The sequence below is a fragment of the Pseudobutyrivibrio xylanivorans genome, assembly GCF_010906925.1.
Lineage (GTDB): Bacteria > Bacillota > Clostridia > Lachnospirales > Lachnospiraceae > Pseudobutyrivibrio.
Window position 1 is genome coordinate 519,699 of the sequence record NZ_VTVE01000002.1, and the last position, 20,328, is coordinate 540,026.

General features: G+C 38.6%; 16 protein-coding genes and 2 tRNA genes. 17 read left to right on the forward strand and 1 reads right to left on the reverse strand.

Annotated features, from left to right (window positions below; all coding sequences use genetic code 11):
• The first annotated feature begins 40 nt into the window (after nt 1–40).
• From gyrA to F0Q01_RS09325, 12 genes are all read left to right on the forward strand, one after another.
• Nucleotides 41–2,575: a DNA gyrase subunit A gene (gene gyrA / locus F0Q01_RS09270; RefSeq protein ID WP_090153289.1), complete on the forward strand. Its 2,535-nt coding sequence runs from the start codon at nt 41–43 to the stop codon at nt 2,573–2,575.
• Between the two features lie 124 nt (nt 2,576–2,699).
• Nucleotides 2,700–3,542 carry a fumarate hydratase gene (locus F0Q01_RS09275; RefSeq protein ID WP_090153291.1) on the forward strand — a complete coding sequence of 281 codons (843 nt, stop codon included), beginning with the start codon at nt 2,700–2,702 and terminating at the stop codon, nt 3,540–3,542.
• A complete protein-coding gene (locus F0Q01_RS09280) occupies nt 3,542–4,093 on the forward strand; it encodes a Fe-S-containing hydro-lyase (protein WP_090488338.1) in 552 nt (183 codons plus the stop codon). The genes F0Q01_RS09275 and F0Q01_RS09280 overlap by 1 nt, the downstream gene beginning before the upstream one ends.
• Before the next feature lie 64 nt (nt 4,094–4,157).
• Entirely contained in the window at nt 4,158–5,069 is a 912-nt protein-coding gene (locus F0Q01_RS09285; protein WP_090488341.1) for an ABC transporter permease, read from the forward strand.
• Between the two features lie 28 nt (nt 5,070–5,097).
• The gene (locus F0Q01_RS09290; RefSeq protein WP_176753724.1) at nt 5,098–6,165 is read left to right on the forward strand and encodes an ABC transporter permease; all 1,068 of its coding nucleotides are present in this window, start codon (nt 5,098–5,100) and stop codon (nt 6,163–6,165) included.
• 13 nt (nt 6,166–6,178) lie between these two features.
• Entirely contained in the window at nt 6,179–7,180 is a 1,002-nt protein-coding gene (locus F0Q01_RS09295) for an ABC transporter ATP-binding protein (protein ID WP_090488343.1), read from the forward strand.
• A gap of 1 nt (nt 7,181) precedes the next feature.
• Entirely contained in the window at nt 7,182–8,162 is a 981-nt protein-coding gene (locus tag F0Q01_RS09300) for an ABC transporter ATP-binding protein (RefSeq protein WP_090488344.1), read from the forward strand.
• Nucleotides 8,163–8,218: 56 nt separating this feature from the next.
• Nucleotides 8,219–9,958, forward strand: a complete 1,740-nt coding sequence (locus F0Q01_RS09305) for a peptide ABC transporter substrate-binding protein (RefSeq protein ID WP_090488345.1) — start codon at nt 8,219–8,221, stop codon at nt 9,956–9,958.
• Nucleotides 9,959–10,080: 122 nt separating this feature from the next.
• A tRNA-Ser gene (locus F0Q01_RS09310) sits at nt 10,081–10,168 on the forward strand.
• Between the two features lie 17 nt (nt 10,169–10,185).
• Nucleotides 10,186–10,256: transfer RNA gene (locus tag F0Q01_RS09315), tRNA-Cys, on the forward strand.
• A 163-nt stretch (nt 10,257–10,419) separates the two neighbouring features.
• Nucleotides 10,420–11,640, forward strand: coding sequence for a tyrosine--tRNA ligase (tyrS, locus tag F0Q01_RS09320; protein ID WP_090153303.1), 1,221 nt, complete (start codon nt 10,420–10,422; stop codon nt 11,638–11,640).
• Nucleotides 11,641–11,731: 91 nt separating this feature from the next.
• Nucleotides 11,732–12,280, forward strand: a complete 549-nt coding sequence (locus F0Q01_RS09325) for a phosphatase PAP2 family protein (RefSeq protein ID WP_090488346.1) — start codon at nt 11,732–11,734, stop codon at nt 12,278–12,280.
• Between the two features lie 9 nt (nt 12,281–12,289).
• Here the strand turns inward: F0Q01_RS09325 and F0Q01_RS09330 are convergent, their stop codons facing one another.
• Nucleotides 12,290–13,951, reverse strand: a complete 1,662-nt coding sequence (locus F0Q01_RS09330; RefSeq protein ID WP_090488347.1) for an alpha-glucosidase — start codon at nt 13,949–13,951, stop codon at nt 12,290–12,292.
• 100 nt (nt 13,952–14,051) lie between these two features.
• Between F0Q01_RS09330 and F0Q01_RS09335 the strand changes: the two genes are divergently transcribed.
• The 5 genes from F0Q01_RS09335 (at nt 14,052) to F0Q01_RS09355 (ending at nt 20,197) form a co-directional block, all read left to right on the forward strand.
• On the forward strand, nt 14,052–15,059 hold the full coding sequence (locus F0Q01_RS09335; RefSeq protein WP_163927213.1) for a LacI family DNA-binding transcriptional regulator: 1,008 nt from the start codon (nt 14,052–14,054) through the stop codon (nt 15,057–15,059).
• 127 nt (nt 15,060–15,186) lie between these two features.
• Nucleotides 15,187–16,854, forward strand: a complete 1,668-nt coding sequence (locus tag F0Q01_RS09340; protein WP_090488349.1) for a glycoside hydrolase family 13 protein — start codon at nt 15,187–15,189, stop codon at nt 16,852–16,854.
• A 54-nt stretch (nt 16,855–16,908) separates the two neighbouring features.
• Entirely contained in the window at nt 16,909–18,201 is a 1,293-nt protein-coding gene (locus F0Q01_RS09345; RefSeq protein ID WP_090488350.1) for an ABC transporter substrate-binding protein, read from the forward strand.
• A 71-nt stretch (nt 18,202–18,272) separates the two neighbouring features.
• A complete protein-coding gene (locus F0Q01_RS09350; RefSeq protein ID WP_090488351.1) occupies nt 18,273–19,331 on the forward strand; it encodes a carbohydrate ABC transporter permease in 1,059 nt (352 codons plus the stop codon).
• Nucleotides 19,331–20,197, forward strand: a complete 867-nt coding sequence (locus F0Q01_RS09355) for a carbohydrate ABC transporter permease (protein ID WP_090488352.1) — start codon at nt 19,331–19,333, stop codon at nt 20,195–20,197. The genes F0Q01_RS09350 and F0Q01_RS09355 overlap by 1 nt, the downstream gene beginning before the upstream one ends.
• Nucleotides 20,198–20,328 lie beyond the last annotated feature (131 nt).

Below are 20,328 nucleotides of genomic sequence, written 5' to 3' on the forward strand. Positions count from 1 at the left end.
ATTTCGGGCTTCGCCCGAGTAGCAAAGATAAAGGATTATTATGGACGACAAAATTTTTGATAATATTCATGAAGTTGACCTAAAACAAACAATGGAAACATCCTACATCGATTATGCCATGAGTGTAATTGCCTCTCGTGCGCTACCAGATGTAAGAGATGGTCTTAAGCCAGTTCAGCGAAGAGTTCTCTTCTCAATGATTGAGCTTAACAATGGTCCTGACAAGCCACACAGAAAATGTGCTCGTATTGTAGGTGATACAATGGGTAAATATCACCCACATGGTGACAGCTCAATTTACGGAGCACTTGTCAACATGGCTCAGGAATGGAACACTCGTTATCCACTAGTAGACGGACATGGTAACTTTGGTTCTGTGGACGGTGATGGTGCAGCTGCCATGCGATATACTGAGGCCCGCCTTTCAAAGATTTCCATGACTATGTTTGGTATCAATTACAAGGATGACAAGTTCACCACTGGTAAAGATATTGACATGGATGGCGTTGACTTTATGCCAAACTTTGATGAGACTGAAAAAGAGCCTACAGTTCTTCCAGCTCGTTATCCTAACCTACTTGTTAATGGTACAACTGGTATCGCCGTAGGTATGGCAACCAATATTCCACCTCATAATCTTAGAGAAGTTATTGGTGCTGTTAATAAAATTATCGACAATCAGATTGAAGAAGATAGAGATACAGAAATCGATGAGATCCTTGAGATTGTTAAGGGACCAGATTTCCCAACTGGTGGTGTTATTCTTGGAAAGGCTGGTATTGAAGAGGCATACCGCACAGGTCGTGCTAAGATCAGAGTCCGTGCCGTTTCAGAAATCGAGCCAATGGACAACGGTAAGAATCGTATCGTTGTAACAGAACTTCCTTACATGGTAAACAAGGCTCGACTTATTGAAAAAATCGCCGAGCTTCACAAGGATAAGCGAATCGATGGAATTACAGATCTTAGAGATGAGTCATCACGTGAAGGTATGAGAATTTGTATCGAGCTTAGACGTGATGTTAATCCTAACATCATTCTAAATCAGCTTTACAAGCACACTCAGCTTCAGGATACATTTGGTGTTATCATGCTTGCACTTGTTGATAATCAGCCAAAGATTCTTAATCTTAAGCAGATGCTTGTACACTATCTCAATCATCAGAAGGATGTTGTTACTCGTCGTACAAAATACGAGCTTAACAAGGCTGAGGAGCGAGCTCATATTTTAGAAGGATTACTCATCGCTCTTGATAATATCGATGAAGTAATCCAGATTATCAGAAGTTCTGCAGATGTTGCTACAGCAAAAGCTACATTGATGGAACGCTTTGGTCTTTCAGATGCACAGGCTCAGGCCATTGTAGACATGAGACTTCGTGCTCTCACAGGTTTGGAGCGTGACAAGATTCAGCAGGAGTACAATGACTTACAGATTCTTATCGGTAAGTTAAAGGCAATCCTTGCAGATGAAAAAGTTCTTCTTGCAGTTATCAAAACTGAGATTACAGAGATTGCTGATAAGTACGGCGATGATAGACGTACTAGCATCGGATTTGATGAATTTGATATCAGCATGGAGGATATGATTCCTGTAACTAACACAGTTGTTACATTTACAAAGCTTGGATATATCAAGCGTATGAATGAAGACAACTTTAAGGCTCAACATAGAGGTGGCAAGGGAATCAAGGGTATGGACACAATCGATGACGATTATGTTACAGAGATGCTCATGATGTCGTCACACGATTATCTCCTCTTCTTTACAAATAAAGGTCGAGTATATCGAATAAAGGCATATGAGATTCCAGAGTCTAGCCGAACAAGCCGAGGAATTGCAATTGTTAATATTCTTCAGCTTCAGCCAGATGAGAAAATCACAGCTATGATACCAGTTGAGGATTATCATGAGGATAAATACCTCTTCATGGCTACAGCCGATGGATTTGTTAAAAAGACAAAGATTACTGAATATGAAAATATCAGAAAGAATGGTCTTACAGCAATAACACTTCGTGACGATGATACTCTTATTGAAGTTAAGTTAACTGATGGGGATGAAGATGTAATCATGGTTACAAAGTATGGTCAGGCAATTCGATTCTCAGAGACTGAGGTTCGTGCAACTGGTCGTGCTACAATGGGTGTAATCGGTATGAATCTTTCAGCTGATGATGAGATTATCGGCATGCAGCTTATCTCACAGGGTGAGAGTTTGATGACAGTATCAGAAAACGGTCTTGGTAAATGTACGCTTATGACTGAGTTCAACACAATCCACCGTGGTGGTAAGGGTGTTAAGTGTTACAAGATTACAGAAAAGACAGGAAATCTGATTGGTGCAAAGGCAGTGGAGAAGGATGATGAGGTAATGCTTATCAATACTGCTGGAACAATTATTAGAATAGAAGTTGCAGGTACAACACTTCTTAGCAGAATTACATCTGGAGTTAAATTAATCGACTTAAAAGAAAATACTAAACTAATTAGTATTGCAAAAGTTAGAAAAAGTGATACAATTCTGTCAGAAGAGGTTGAAGAATTAAATGAAGGTTCAACAACCGAATCATAGATTCAGGTAACTTTTAATAGCAATGGGGCTGTTATTTACTTTAAATAGCAGCCTTTTTATTTTGAAAAATTTTGCTTTAGTCATGTAAAGCAGTGATAATTTAAAGTAATAACAGGATATTGTGATGAAGATAATAAATACTACTACAATTAGTGATAACGTAAAAGAGATGTGCATCGAGGCAAATTATTATCTCTCAGAAGATATGAATTCTGCACTTAAGAATGCTACTAATAGTGAGAAATCTGAGCTAGGAAAGAAAATTTTAAACCAGCTTCAAGAAAACTTAGATATTGCTGACAAGGAAATGATTCCAATTTGCCAGGATACAGGTATGGCAGTTTTCTTTGTTGAAGTTGGACAGGATGTCCACATTGAGGGTGGCTCTCTTACAGATGCTATTAATGATGGCGTAAGAAGAGGTTACACAGATGGCTATCTTAGAAAGTCAGTTGTAGGTGACCCAATAGAGAGAGTTAACACAAAGGACAATACTCCAGCTGTAATACATTACGATATTGTGCCTGGAGATGAGCTTAAGATAACAATAGCTCCAAAGGGATTTGGCTCTGAGAATATGAGCCGTGTCTTTATGCTAAAGCCGGCAGACGGAATAGAGGGTGTGAAGGATGCAATCCTTACAGCAGTCAAGGATGCTGGACCAAATGCTTGTCCACCAATGGTTGTTGGTGTTGGCATTGGAGGTACATTTGAAAAGTCAGCACTTATGGCTAAGAAAGCTCTTACAAGAGAATTTTCAGACCGTCCAACTATTCCTTGGGTTAAGGATTTAGAGGATGAGATGCTTGAAAAGATCAATAAATTAGGCATTGGACCAGGTGGACTTGGAGGTACTACTACTGCCCTAGCAGTTAATATTAATACCTATGCTACTCATATAGCTGGTCTTCCAGTTGCAATTAATATTTGCTGTCACGTTAATAGACATACAACGAGGGTAATGTAATGGAACACAGAATAACAACACCAATCACATCAGAAGTTACATCAAAACTTTCAGCAGGCGACTATTGTTACATCACAGGTTACATATATGTTGCTAGAGATGCCGCCCATAAACGAATGGACGAGGCACTTAACAAGGGAGAAGAACTACCAATACCAATAGAAAATGAAACAATTTATTACATGGGACCTTCTCCAGCAAGAGAAGGTAGACCAATAGGTTCGGCTGGACCTACAACAGCAAGTCGTATGGACAAATACGCACCACGCCTTTTAGATCTTGGACTTAAGGCCATGATTGGTAAAGGCAAAAGAACAAAAGAAGTAATTGATGCTGTTGTTAGAAATAAGGCTGTGTATTTTGCAGCAGTTGGAGGAGCCGGTGCCCTCCTATCAAAATGTATTAAATCATCTGAGGTTATCTGTTATGACGACCTTGGAGCAGAAGCAATCCGCAAGCTATATGTGGAAGATTTTCCTGTTATCGTTGTAGTTGATTCTGAGGGGGACAACTTATACGAGACAGCAATCAAAGAGTTCGCTAGATTATAAATTCTTTAATCAATAAGGGATTTTTAATATAAAAGAAAGAAATTAGAAAAGGAGTATAAATGATTTGGCGAAGTATATTTCAAAACGAATTTTACTGGCAATAGTGTCTCTATGGATAATTACATTAATCACATTTTTTGCTATGAACGCTATTCCAGGTGGCCCTTTTAACAAGGAAAAGGCCACAGATCCAGCGGTTATCCAGCAGTTAGAGGCTAGATATAACTTGGATAAACCACTTGGAGAACAATACAGACTCTATATGAAGAACCTTCTTCACGGAGATTGGGGTATTTCAACAAAATCAGGTCGTCCTATCTGGAATGATATGATTGAGAAATTCTCAGTTTCAGCTGGTTTAGGTCTTAGAGCTGCAGTAATTGCTATTATTTTTGGTATTATTCTTGGTGCTATTGCAGCACTTAACAGAAATAAATTACCAGACAGACTTATAATTTTCTTTACAACTTTAGGAACGGCTATGCCTTCCTTTGTTCTTGCTACACTTTTATTACTTGTATTTTGTTTGAAGTTAGGTTTGTTCCCAGTATTTTCATCTGAGAATCCTAACTACACTCTTCCTGTAATTGCACTTGCAGTGTATCCAATGGCATATATTACTCGTCTTACAAAGACTAGTATGCTTGATGCTTTAAATCAGGATTACATCAGAACAGCTAGAGCTAAAGGTGTTTCAAGAACAAAAGTTATCTTTGTACATGCACTTAGAAATGCTCTTATTCCAGTTATCACCTATGTAGGACCAATGGTAGCTTATATACTTACAGGTTCTATGGTTGTAGAAAACATTTTTACAATAGGTGGTCTGGGCTCAACATTTGTAACATCCATTTCAACAAGAGATTACCCAACTATTATGGCAGTTACAATTTTCCTTGCTATGCTTATGGTTGTAGCAAACTTGCTTACTGATATTGTATACAAGCTTGTTGACCCTAGAATTAAACTGGATTAGGAGGAAGAATATTTTGGATAATAAAGAAATGAAAAGAAGCTTCCTCTCTGCTCAAGTTGATGTATCAAAATTCAACGCTAGCAATTTTGAGAAAGCTACAGATGATGAAAAGCGTCAGCAGGACGTTATGGGTGAGTCTACTACTTTCTTTAAGGATGGTATGAGACGTCTTCGCAAGAACCCACTTGCAATGGGAAGTATTGTTGTACTTGTTGCTATCATATTAGCAATTCTTATCGCACCACACTTTGTTCCATATAGCTATGACGAGGTCATAACAGTCAATGGACAGCGTGATAAGACAATGACAAACCTTGATTTCATGTGCTATTCCGACAAGGAACTTGCATACATGGAAGAGACAGGTGAAGATTTATTCCCTCATATTTTTGGTACAGATGGTCTCGGTAGAGATTACTTTATTCGTGTTATTTATGGTACAAGAGTTTCACTCGCAGTAGGTGTTGTTGCAGCACTTATGGTAGTACTCATTGGTATCATTTATGGTTCAGTTGCAGGTTATTTTGGTGGCAAAATCGACCTTGTAATGATGAGGATCGTAGATATTATTTATTCATTGCCTGACATGCTAATTATTATTCTTTTGTCGGTTGTACTTAAGGAAGTATTGGCAGGCAAACTTGCAGGAACAGTATTTTCAAGACTTGGAACAAATATGATTTCTATGTTTATTGTATTTGGTCTTCTTTATTGGGTAAGCATGGCTCGTCTTATCAGAGGTCAGATTCTTACTATTAAAAATAATGAGTATGTTCTTGCAGCTAAATGTATTGGCACACCAAATCGCAAGATTTTAACAAAACATATTTTACCAAACTGCTTATCAGTAATTATTATTACTACTGCCCTTCAGATTCCAAGTGCTATCTTCACAGAGAGCTACTTGTCATTCTTAGGACTAGGTGTTTCTATTCCACTTTCATCACTTGGTTCACTTGCCAATGATGCAAGAGCCGGTATGCAGTCTTATCCAGCAAGACTTGTAATTCCAGCAGTTATTATTTGCTTAATCGTACTTGCACTCAACCTTTTAGGTGATGGTCTTAGAGATGCATTCGATACAAAGCTTGATTAATTAGGAGGAAATTATGGCAGATTCAAAATATGTTTTAGAAGTAAATGACCTCCATACAAGCTTTTTTACAGATTCAGGTGAGGTCAAGGCAGTAAACGGTATTAATTTTAAGCTTGAGCCAGGTAAGACTCTTGGAATCGTAGGTGAGTCAGGTTCAGGTAAATCAGTTACAGCTTATTCGATTATGCAGATCCTTGCTCAGACAGGACGTATCACTTCAGGTGAAGTGCTTTACAAGGGTGAGGATATTACAAAATACTCTGAAAAAGAGATGCAGAAGTTTAGAGGAAGCAAATGCTCTATCATCTTCCAGGATCCTATGACAAGCTTAAACCCAGTATTTACAGTTGGGTATCAGCTTGAAGAAGCAATCATGCTTCACACAAATAAAAATAGGGCCCAGGCAAGAGAAAGAGCAATTGAGCTTTTAAAGTTAGTTGGTGTTAATGACCCAGAGAAAAGAATTCATCAGTATCCACATGAGCATTCAGGCGGTATGAGACAGCGTGACATGATTGCCATGGCCCTTGCTTGTGAGCCAGATATTCTTATTGCTGATGAGCCAACAACAGCGCTTGACGTTACAATTCAAGCACAGATTCTTGAGCTTATGCAGAAGCTTCAGAAGGAGCTTGGAATGGCAATTATTATGGTTACCCATGACCTTGGTGTTATCGCATCTATGTGTGATGAGATTATGGTTATGTATGGTGGCCGAGTTTGTGAGAGAGGTACAGCAGACGATATCTTCTATGCCCCAGCTCACGAATATACAAAGGGATTGCTTCGTTCAATTCCACGTAAAGAAAATATGAATAAAAAGCTTGTGCCAATCGGTGGTACTCCTATCAATCTTCTTAACATGCCTGCAGGTTGTGCTTTCTGCCCTCGCTGCGATGAGGCTATGAAGATTTGTCTTACAGAGGTACCAGAGGAAATCCGTGTTGGCGACACTCATCTTGCAAGCTGCTGGATGAATGTAAAAGAAGCGTTTGAAAATAGTAAGGAGGCATAGAATGAGTGAAGAAAAATACCTCCTTGAGGTAGAACATTTAAAGCAGTACTTTCCAGTAAAGGAAGGATTTAGAAAGGTACCACTTAAGGCTGTAGATGACATTTCATTTGCAATTAAGCCAGGTGAGACATTAGGACTTGTTGGTGAGTCAGGATGTGGTAAGACAACAGTTGGTCGTACTCTCCTTCGTCTTTATCAGCCAACAGCCGGACGTATCGTATTTGATGGAGAAGTTCTTTTCGACAGTGAAAAGAAAATTGACGTAGATATGCATCCATATCGTAAGCAGATGCAGATGGTATTCCAGGATCCATATTCATCTCTTGATCCTAGAATGACAGTTGAGGACATTATCGGTGAGCCTCTCGATGTACATAAGCTCTACTCTTCAAAGGGCGAGCGTCGTGACAAAATATTGTCACTTATGGAGACTGTAGGACTTAATGCTGAGCATGCAATGCGTTATGCACATGAGTTTTCTGGTGGACAGAGACAGCGTATCGGTATTGCACGAGCACTTGCTGTAGATCCAAAGTTCATCGTATGTGATGAGCCTGTATCAGCACTTGATGTTTCAATTCAGGCACAGGTTGTAAATATGTTTGAGGAAATCCAAGAAAAGCTTGGAGTTGCTTACTTATTTATCGCCCATGACCTTTTAGTTGTACATCATATTTCAGATAGAATTGCTGTTATGTACTTAGGTCACATAATGGAGATCGCAGATGCAGATGATTTAAATAATAATCCAGTACATCCATATACACTTTCTCTTCTTTCAGCTGTACCTATTCCAGATCCTGAGACAGCTAGAAATAGTAAGAGAATCATTCTTGAGGGTGATGTTCCAAGTCCTCTAAAGATGCCAAGTGGATGTCCATTTAGAACAAGATGTAAGTATGCTACTGAGCAGTGTGCATGTGAGATGCCACCACTTACTGATAGAGGAGACAGACATTTTGTAGCATGCTGGAATAAATAGATTTTAAACCAAGAAGGGGTTTAGAATAAATAATTAAGATTAAAGGAGAAAGAAGCATGAAAAAGAAACTCTTAGCAGTTCTTCTTGTTGCTTCAATGGCAACAAGCATCGTAGCATGCGGTAACAAAGGTCAGAAGCCTTCATCATCAAATAATGGTGATGGAAATACAACCGTAGAAGCTACAAAAATCAACACAGACACAACAACTCTTAAAGTACTTCTTGGATCAGAGCCAGATTATCTTGATCCAACACTTAACTCATCAACTGATGGTGCAGCACTTGCACTTAACTCATTCGTAGGACTTTATACCCTCGATGAGAACAACAACTGCGTACCAGCACTTGCTGATGGTGAGCCAGAGATTTCAGAGGATGGACTTCATTACACATTCAAGCTCATCGAGTCAAAGTGGTCAAACGGTGAAGAGCTTACAGCTAACGATTTCGTATACAGCTGGAACCGTGCAGTAGCACCTGAGACAGCAGCTGACTACTCTTACATGTTTGCACCTATCGCAACAAATGAAGATGGAACACTTAAGGTTGAAGCAACAGATGACTATACACTTGAAGTAGAATTAAACGCTCCATGTGCTTACTTCTACGATCTTCTTGCATTCCCAACATTCTTGCCAGTTTACCAGCCAGATGTTGAGGCAGCAAATCCAGATGGCACAGCACCAGGTGCTTGGGCACAGAATCCTGGATTCGTATGTAATGGTGCATTTACACTTTCAGAGTGGAAGCACAATGAATCAATGGTTTATACAAAGAACCCTAACTTCTACAGAGCAGACGATGTTTCTCTTGAGAAGCTTGAGTTCATGCTTTCAGATGACGATACAGCAATCTACGCTGCATACAACAATGGCGACCTTGATTTCGTAGATCAGAAGATTCCTTCTGACGAGATTGAGTCACTTAAGGGTAACCCAGAGTTCCACGTACTTGATTCACTTGGAACATACTATGTTGGATTTAATGTAAATTCAGATATTTTTGATGGTCTTACACCAGAGCAGGCAGCAAAGATGCGTCAGGCTCTTTCACTTCTTATTGACCGTCAGTGGATTGTAGATACAGTTGAGCCTACAGAAAAGACGCCTGCTGATACATTCATTCCTGATGGAATGGCTGATGGTAATGGTGGTGTATTTGAAGCAGCTGATGCTGGCTACTATGATGCTACTACAACAGGTGCAGGCAATGTAGAAGAGGCTGTTAAGCTTCTTGAGGACTGTGGCTATTCATTCACAGATAAGGGTGATGGCACATACGACATCTCTCCAGCACTTGAGGTAACATACCTTACAAACCCATCTACAACACACGAAGGTGTTGCAGCACTTATCCAGCAGGATTGGGGCAAGGTTGGTATTCAGGTAAAGGTTGAGACTGAGGACTGGAACGTATTCCTTGAGGATAGAAAAGCTGGTAAGTTTGATATCGCTCGTGAGGGATGGATTGCAGATTTCAACGATCCAATCAACATGCTTGAGATGTGGGTATCATACGGCGGAAACAACGATATGCAGCTTGGTAAGAACCCAACACCACAGGCTCCAGATTGGACAGAGTATGATGAGCTTATCCAGGAGATTTATGTAGAGACAGATTATGCTAAGCGTGCTGAGCTCATGCACAAGGCAGAGGATATGCTTATGAGCACATACGCAGTTGTACCTGTATACTACTACAACCACATCTATCTTCAGAAGTCTAATGTAGAGGGTGTATATGCTACAACTAACATGAATATTTACTTCATGTACGCTAAGAAAACAGCAAATTAATAACTATTAAAAAACTTGGGGAAATCGCTAAGATTTCCCTATTTTTTTGTTGACAAGAGCCCTATACTCTAGTAGAATAACACTTGCGTCGAAACAAATTAAAGTAATTTACCTACAACTTTGGAGAAGTACTCAAGAGGCCGAAGAGGCGCCCCTGCTAAGGGTGTAGGTCGGGCAACCGGCGCGAGGGTTCAAATCCCTCCTTCTCCGTTTACTTTTTATAATATGGTGCCATAGCCAAGTGGTAAGGCAAAGGTCTGCAACACCTCTATCACCAGTTCAAATCTGGTTGGCACCTCTAATTTAAATCCCTCGACCCTAGAAAATGGGGGCGAGGGATTTTGTTATTATTTTTTATTTACCGAGATACATGAACAAAAGGAAAGCAGTGAAACGGCGATTTTGTGAATGTATGCTGAATAATATTTATGAGTATAGAAGAATTGTAAGGAGGAAATGCAATGACAATTTATGATGAGCTGGTAGCTCGAGGCCTCATTGCTCAGACAACAAATGAGGAAGAAATCAAAAAATTAATAAATGAGGGCAAGGCAACTTTCTATATCGGCTTCGATTGTACTGCAGACAGCCTTACAGCTGGACATTTTATGGCTCTTACTCTTATGAAGAGACTTCAGATGGCAGGCAATAAGCCAATAGCTCTTATTGGTGGTGGTACTACTATGATTGGTGACCCATCAGGCCGTACAGATATGAGAAAGATGCTCACACGTGAGGACATCGATCACAATGCTGAGTGCTTCAAGCGTCAGATGGAGAGATTCATCGATTTCTCTGATGATAAGGCACTTATGGTTAATAATGCAGATTGGTTGCTCAATCTTAACTATGTAGACCTTCTTAGAGAGGTAGGCGCATGCTTCTCAGTTAACAACATGCTTCGTGCTGAGTGCTACAAGCAGCGTATGGAGAAGGGTCTTTCATTCCTTGAGTTTAACTACATGATTATGCAGTCTTATGACTTCTATTACATGTTCCAGAAATACAACTGCAACCTTGAGTTTGGTGGTGATGACCAGTGGTCAAACATGCTTGGTGGTACAGAGCTTATCAGACGTAAGCTTGGTAAGGATGCTCATGCTATGACTATTACTCTCCTCACTGATTCACAGGGTAAGAAAATGGGTAAGACAGCTGGTAATGCAGTATGGCTTGATCCTAACAAGACTTCACCATTTGAGTTCTACCAGTACTGGAGAAATGTTGGTGATGCAGATGTTCTTAAGTGCATCCGTATGCTTACATTCCTTCCTATCGAGGAAATCCAGAAGATGGATAGCTGGGAGGGAGCACAGCTCAACGAGGCTAAGGATATCCTTGCTTATGAGCTTACACAGATGGTTCACGGTACAGAGGAAGCTGATAAGGCTCGCGAGGCTTCAAAGGCACTTTTCGCAGGTGGAGCTAACTCAGAGAATGTACCATGTCACAAGCTTGCTGATGAGGACTTCAGAGATGGTAAGGTAGACATTCTTCAGATTCTCGTATCTGCAGGTCTTTCTGCTAGCCGTGCTGAGGCACGTCGTAATGTACAGCAGGGCGGTGTTTCTGTAAACGGAGAAAAGGTTTCAGATCCATTCACATCTTATGAGAAGTCAGCTTTTGCCGAAGAGTTTATGCTTAAGAAGGGCAAGAAGTCATTCTGCAAAATTGAGTGCTAACAGATATTTAGAGCTTAGAGAAATCTAAGCTCTTTTTTATTGAGACTACAAAAAATATGTATTATAATTGCCTCTCAGGAGGAAAGATTATATGGACAACGTAGGACAGGTCTTTTATTACCAATGGGAAATGGATTTACTTCACTGGTTTCAGAGTATAAGAAATGATTTTTTAGATTTTATATTTCCTAAGATTACAGTGCTTGGAAATGCAGGATTATTTTGGATAGGACTTACAATTATACTTCTAATAATTCCTGCTAAGAGGAAAACAGGAGTACAGGCAGCTATAGCGCTGGTCCTTACAGCATTTATTTGTAACATAATTTTAAAGCCAGGGATTATGAGAAGTAGACCTTGCTGGATAGAAGAAATTGAGATGCTAGTTAGCATACCACATGACTACTCTTTCCCATCAGGTCATTCCAATGCAAGCTATGCGGTTGCAACTGCTATCTTTACTAGAGATAAAAAGCTTGGAATTCCATCCCTTGTGCTAGCAACACTGATTGCTGTAAGCCGCTTGTATGTTTTTGTACATTGGCCTACAGATGTGCTAGCTGGCTCCATAATAGGAATCTGTGGAGGAATCGCAAGCTTTTTCATAGTGAATTCAATTTATAAGAAATGGTCTAAATGATGCCCGTATCTAAACCATTTCAACAACTAACAATTCATAAGGAGAGAGCACAATTTCTGTGCTTGTAGATGAAAAGTTATCAGGGGTTTTGCTTACATTTGTAAGCAAGACCTTTTTAATTTTAGAAGGAAGACTGATAGTCTGGGCATCCTTCTGAAAATTAGCCAAAACCATAATATGCTTATCTCCAACTCTGTTATAGGCAATGAGGTTATGTTGTCTTTTCAAGAAAGGAATAAATTTGCCATAAACAAATGTTGATTCATATTCTGGGTTTTTCCTAAGAGCGATAAGGTTTTTATAAAAATTCCATACAGAATTAGGGTCATCCTTTTGAGAAGCATAGTTAATATCTGTATATTTAGGGTTAATCATTAACCATGGTTTGCCTGTTGTAAATCCAGCATTAGCACCATCTGACCATTGAAATGGAGTTCTTGCATTATCTCTAGATTTCTCAGCAAGTAGTTGAAGTGCTTGTTCTTTTGACAGTCCCTCATGGATAGCATTTTCATAGATGTCAGCATTAGCGCAGTCATCCAATTCATTTAAATCATTTACTGAATCAAGATTTTCCATACCTATCTCCTGACCCTGATAGATAAAAGGAATACCAGGAAGAAGGAAATAGATTGCAGCCAACATTTTTTTGGTAGCATCAGATAAAGCATCTTTTGGAATAAATCTAGAAACCCCTCGTGGCTCATCATGATTTTCAATTATATTTGAAAGAAAACCAATGCCCTCTACTCTCTCATGAGCTTTGAAGATGGCGTTCTTGTATAAATCAGGTGTCATCTCCTCTTCTATCAGCTCAGCTGAAAAATCAAACATAGTAGAAAAATATCCATCGTTACCAATGAAAAGAGGAAGCTCCTCGTCCTTTTCATTGAACACCTCTCCCACAGAGAAAGCCTGATATTTTCTAAATGTTTCAGTAGCCATCTCATCTAGGAATTCACCGATTCCAGAAGCCTCTGCCAGCATATTATTCATAGATGTCATACCATCATCCCTGTCAGCAGGATAATCTGAAAATGGCAGTTTCTTTTTTATATTTATAATGGCATCTATTCTAAAACCAGCTATTCCCCTATCAAGCCACCAGTTAATCATTTTATAGATTTCTCGACGAAGCTTTGGATTTTCCCAATTTAAATCAGGCTGCTTTTTGTGAAATACGTGAAGATAGATTTTATCATCATGACCTGGTAATTTATCCCACACGCTGCCACCAAAATAACTGCGCCAGTTACAAGGTAATGGCTCTCCGTCTTTGTGATTTTCAATGTAAAAATATTTTCCATATTCACCATCAGGATCAGCGCATGCCTTTTTAAACCACTCATGCTCATCGGAACAATGGTTTACAACAAGGTCCATTACAATTCCAATGTTTCTCTTTTTGCCCTCTGCGATTAATCTATCTAAATCTTCTAGAGTTCCAAATCGAGGATCGATATTATAGTAATCCGAAATATCATATCCCTGATCAGCTAAGGGAGAGCAATAAATTGGTGAAAGCCAAAGAATGTCAATACCAAGCTCCTTGAAATAATCAAGCTTTTCAATGACTCCATTTATATCTCCTATACCATCCCCATTAGTATCGTAGAAACTCTTTGGGTAGATTTGATAAGCAACTTTGTTATGCCACCACTTTTTTTCCATATCACCTTTCTCCTATCAGTAAATCTAAGTAAAAGCTAACATAAAAATATTGACAGGTAAATAAGTTATGCGTATAACTAAAAACAAGGAGGAGAATGTTATGGTAAGAATAAAAGATATTGCTAAGACTTGTGGGGTTAGTACAGCGACAGTTTCTTACGTGATACATGGTAAGCATGAAAAAGTCTCTAAGGAAGTACGGGAGCGAATCGAGGCAGAGATAGCAGAAACGGGGTACATAACAAATCAATCTGCTATTAATCTTGTAAGCAGATGCTCAGGATTGATAGGTGTAGCTGTTATGAATACCAGTGAAAAAAAGGATATTATGGGGGACCCTTATTTTAGTATTCTCTTTTCCTACTTGGAGAAGGAGTTTAGAAAAAGGGATAAATACATCCTAATCATACTAGACCAGTCCCCTGAGAAAGTTGTGAAAGATGCTCTGCGCTGGAACTTAGATGGATTAATCCTAAGCAATTATACAAAAGAGAATATGATTGCAATCAGCCGAGAATTCGTTAAGCCAATTGTCACTATAGATGCAGCCTTCATCCATGAATACGATAAGATGGTTCAGGTATTTATAGATGATTATCTGGGAGGATATAAAATCGGACAGTATTTTGTATCCATCAATCACAGAAATGTAGCAATGCTAGATGATAATGACGAGGAGGAGACACGCCATAGATGGCGAGGTTTTAGGCAAGCGTTTTTGGATAATGGAATTAACATAGACGAAGACTCACATTTTATCATCAATATAAAAACCGAAGAATTACAAGAGGGACTAGATAGATTTTATCCAAAGCTAATGGAAAAGACTGCAGTATTTTGCAACTCCGACTTCTATGCTCTTAGATTAATCAAGTATTTGAATGAGCATGGAAAAAAGGTTCCAGATGATATTTCTGTAGCAGGTTATGATGATATTTTCTTTTCAAAAATATCCAGTCCAGAGCTTACTACAATCAGGCAGGATGTGCAGATGAAAGCAGAGATGGCTGTAGATAGCATGATGAGAATGATTAAGAATAAGCCAGTGGAACATAACATAAAACTGCCAGTTGAACTCATCGTGAGGCAGTCATGCAAGTCGTTGTAAATAATTAATAAAATTCAAAAAGTAAATATGGCACATAGTAATAGTTATGTGCATAACCTTTGACCCAAGCAAATGCTTGGGTTAATTTTTAGTTACAAGGTTATTCGTATAACTAAAGGAGGACTAAATGGAAAAGGCTTGGTGGAAAGAAAGTGTTATATACCAAATTTACCCTAGATCATTTTGTGATTCTAATGGTGATGGTGTTGGTGATTTAAATGGTATTAGAAGTAAGCTTGATTATTTACAGAAGCTAGGAATAAATGTGATTTGGCTCAGCCCAATTTACAAGTCACCTAATGATGATAATGGTTATGATATATCAGATTATCAGGATATTATGGATGATTTTGGAACCATGGAAGATTTTGACGCTGTCTTAAAAGAGGCTCACGAACATGGAATAAAAATCGTAATGGACTTGGTAGTTAATCATACTTCTGATGAACATAAATGGTTTGTGGAAAGCAGATCTTCAAAGGATAATCCTAAAAGAGATTACTACATCTGGAGAGAACCAAAAAATGGTAAGGAGCCAAACAATTGGGGTTCATGTTTCTCCGGTTCTGCTTGGGAATATGATGAAAAAACAAATATGTACTATCTTCACTGCTTTTCAAAAAAGCAACCTGATTTGAATTGGGACAATGAAAAAGTCAGGGATGAAGTATTTAGCATGATGGACTGGTGGTGCAAAAAAGGTATCGATGGATTCAGAATGGATGTAATTTCCATGATATCAAAGGTGCCAGGTCTTCCAGATGGAAACCAGTCAAAAGGTGCTCTTTATGGAGACTTGTCAAATACTACAAATGGTCCAAAGGTACATGATTATTTGCAGGAAATGAGAAAGCGAGTGCTTTCAAAATATGACCTGATTACAGTTGGCGAATGCGCGGGAGTCACAATAGATGAAGCAAAAAAATATGCAAATATAGATGGTTCAGAGCTTAACATGGTTTTCCAGTTTGAGCATACTAGCTTAGATTATGAAAATGGCGGCAAGTGGACTACAAAGAGATTTAACTTACCTGAGCTTAAAGAAAATTTGAGCAAATGGCAGTATGAGCTAGAAGGAAAGGCTTGGAATTCACTTTATTGGGATAATCACGATCAGCCTAGAATTGTATCTCGCCTAGGAGATGATTCTTCTTTATCAGCTAAATGTATAGCAACAGTTCTTCACATGATGAAAGGTACACCTTATATCTATCAAGGAGAAGAACTTGGAATGACAAACTATCCATTTAGGACAATAGACGATTGTAGGGATATCGAAATTCTAAATGCATACAAAGAATTAGTAGGCGGCGGATACATGACAGCTGAAGAGCTGATGAAAGGTGTTAGAGCAAAGGGTCGTGACAATGCAAGAACTCCAATGCAATGGGATAAAAGTCATGAAGCAGGATTTACAACAGGAACACCTTGGATAAAGGTTAATCCAAACTACACTTTTATCAATGCCAAAGACGAGTTGGCTGATGAATACTCAGTGTTTTATTTTTACCAGAAACTAATCGGGCTTCGAAGAAAGAGTGATTGGTCGGAAGTAATTGTCTACGGCGACTACGAGCTTTTAGACAAGGATGACGAAAATGTATTTTCATATACCAGAAGCTATGGGGATAGAAAGCTTCTAGTTATTTGTAATCTAAGTGACAGAATAATTGATTACACTCTTCCACTTGATGTAAAAGAAAAGGCCTGTCTGATTAGCAATTACGAGTCAAGTGAACTATCAGATGAGATGTTTCTTCGTCAGTGGTTTGCAGGAGTATGGGAGATTGAATAATAGGTACCAATGAGCAAAAGCTCTAAAAATAAAAAATGAAGGAGAGGTATTGGTATGAAAGAGAGATTATTATCACTGTTATTAGTTGGACTAATGGGGGCCAGCTTAGTAGGTTGCGGAGGGGCAACTGAAGGCGGTACTGCAGGAGGTGACACAGGAAAAACAATCCGATTAGTCAACGGAAAAATCGAGGTAGATTCTCAGTTAAAGAAGCTTGCCGAGATGTATGAAAAAGAGACTGGTGTACATGTGGAAATCGAATCTATGGGAGGAGGAATCGATATCCAGGGTGAATTAAAAGCTTATTACCAGTCAGACAACATGCCAGATATTTTTGTATGTGGCGGTGCAGCAGATTTTGATAACTGGGATGGATTACTTCAGGATATGTCTGACCAGGAATGGGTACAAGACACTGATGCAGCATTTACAAGTGATGAGGGCGTAGTTGGTTTCCCTTACACAACAGAAGCAGTTGGTCTTGCCTATAATGCAGATATATTAGCTAAAGCAGGGGTAGATCCAGCATCTATTACAGGTCCAGAGTCAATGAGACAGGCATTTGAAACAATCGACTCAAAGAAGGATGAACTTGGACTTACAGCAGTAATTGGTTACTTCGCAGAGCCTGTAAATCTCTATTGGTCTACAGGAAATCATCTTTTTGGAACATATCTTGATTCTGGACTTGATAGAGAAGACAGAACATATATCGATATGTTAAGTGACGGTGGAAAGATTGATGATGAAAGATTTGCTGCTTTCGCAGACATGGTAGAGCTTTTCAATGAATATTCTGATCAGTCACTTTTAGTATCAGGTACTTATGACCAGCAGATTCTCAATTTTGCTTCAGGAAAATATGCATTCGTAACACAGGGTTCTTGGATTGGCGCAACAATGACTGGTGATGATGCAGATGCTTATGCAGAAGCTCACAATTTTGAATGTGGAATGATTCCTTATGCATTTGAAGAAGGAATGGACACTATTCTTACAAATTCACCTTCATGGTGGGCAGTTTACAAGGATGGTAATGTAGCTGAGGCTGAGGCATTCTTACAGTGGATGGCAGGCGAAGAAGCACAGGAAGTTCTTGTAATGGAAGCTGGATTTATCAGCCCATACAAGTCATGCAAATTTGTTGCTAACGACCCATTTGCAGGCACAATCAGTAGCTATACTTTAGCAGGTAAAACATCAGCTTGGCACTGGCTTGAAATGACAGATGGATATTCACAGAACTATACAGGTCAGGTATTTGCTGATTTTGCATCAGGTACACTCAGTAAGGATGAATTTATTGAAACATTCAAGCAGGTAACTGAAAACGCATATGCTCAGTAAATAAAACCTATGAGATGGAAAGCATGAAAACGGCTTTCCATCTCATATTGAATTTCGTGGGGGATAATGGCATGAATAAAGATAATAAAAAACCTCTGTCATTAGTTTTACTAGCGGCGGGCTGCTTTGGAATTATCTCAGCTCTAATAATGGACATAATGGGAGCTGACAATACATTTAGAGGAGAGCTATTGATAGTTGGAGTTATAGCTTTTCTGGGGGGATTATATATTTATCCAACGCAAAAGTATCATAAAGGAATTATAAATTTCATTTTCTTATTTCCACTTTTGTTTTGCTTTGTTGTGACAGTAATCATTCCATTTGGATTAGGACTTTTTTACTCTACAACAGATTGGAATGGAATTAGGTTAACAAGATTCGTAGGGCTTGATAATTACAAGGCTATGTTTACAGAGATAAGTTTCCTATGGTCACTTATCATAACAGTTCTTTTTGTAGTGATTAATATGATAGCTGTAAATGTTATTGGCCTTGCACTTGCTGTACTTTGCACCAGCAAAATAAAAGGCGTGGGATTTTTTAGAGCCGCATATTTTATACCAAATTTAATAGGTGGCATTGTTCTTGGTTATATTTGGCAGTTTGTGTTTAACAATGTTGTTTTAAATTGGACCCTTCAATTATTTGAATACAATAGCTCAATGCTTTCAAAATATAACACAGCATTTTTAGCCATTGTCATTGTATATATATGGCAATATGCAGGATACATAATGATGATTTATATTACGGGACTTACTACTGTCCCATCAGATGTAATCGAGGCAGCATCAATTGATGGAGCAACTTCTGTGCAGACATTCTTTAAAATAAAGCTTCCAATGATTGCATCTACAATAACTATATGTACATTCCTTACATTACAATCTGCATTCAAGCAGTTTGATGTAAACATGGCACTTACTAATGGAACAGGCTCAGTAAATTTCATGGGACAATATCTGACAAATGGAACACAGATGCTTGCTCTTAATATTTACAATACAGCCATTACAAAAAATAGCTATGCCCTAGGTCAGGCCAAGGCAGTGCTATTCTTCATCATTCTTTCAATAGTTTCAATAATTCAAGTAAGAGTATCAAATAAGAGGGAGGTGGAGATGTAATGGTAAAAAAATTAACAGTATTGGACCTGATAATAAGAATAGTTGTAATTATCATTGCAATCTTAGTTATATTTCCATTTTTCCTTATAGTTATAAATGTATTTAGAAATGTAAATGATATAGTTAGCAATCCTGTAAGCCTTGCAAATATGTCATTTGAAAAGTTAATAAACAACCTGACCTCGGTAATTAATAATACCAATTTTAGCTTTTGGTCAGCTTTTGCAACATCCGCTATTGTAACAGTGTTTTCCCTTGTTTTACTTGCACTGTTTGGTGGAATGGCAGCTTGGGTAATCTGTAGAAATAAAACAAAATGGTCTGCGCTTATTTACATGGTTTTTATTGCATCAATGATTATCCCATTCCAGGTTGTAATGCTTCCGCTAATTTCTACATTTAGAGATGTAGGAAAATTTCTTGAAATCACAATGCTTCAATCCTTCCCTGGCATTGTATTTGCTTACCTTGGTTTCGGCGGGGCAATGACAGTTTTTATCTTAAATGGATTTATTAAAACAATTCCATTTGAGCTGGAAGAAGCTGCCTCCATCGATGGTTGTTCACCAGAGGGAATTTATTTTAGAATCATTCTTCCACTGCTTAAGCCACCAATTGTTACGGTGACAATATTAAATGGTATGTGGATATGGAACGATTATCTTCTTCCATCACTGATGCTTGGTCACAATGGAAAGGTAAAAACACTTCCTGTGGCAGTACAGGCATTTATTGGCTCCTATGTAAAACAGTGGGATTTGATACTTACAGCAGCATTTCTTGCAATCATCCCAATGATTATTCTGTTCTTATTTGCACAAAAGCAAATTATGGGTGGTCTTGTTGATGGAGCAATTAAATCCTAGTATTGCATATTGCGAGATAATTTAGTATATTGTATACATCTCGTGAGGGAGTAGCTAGCGTATTTTGATACGTTGCTTGTCAACAGACTCGGTTTTTATAACCTGGCAATCATTAAATAGTGAGACTCACG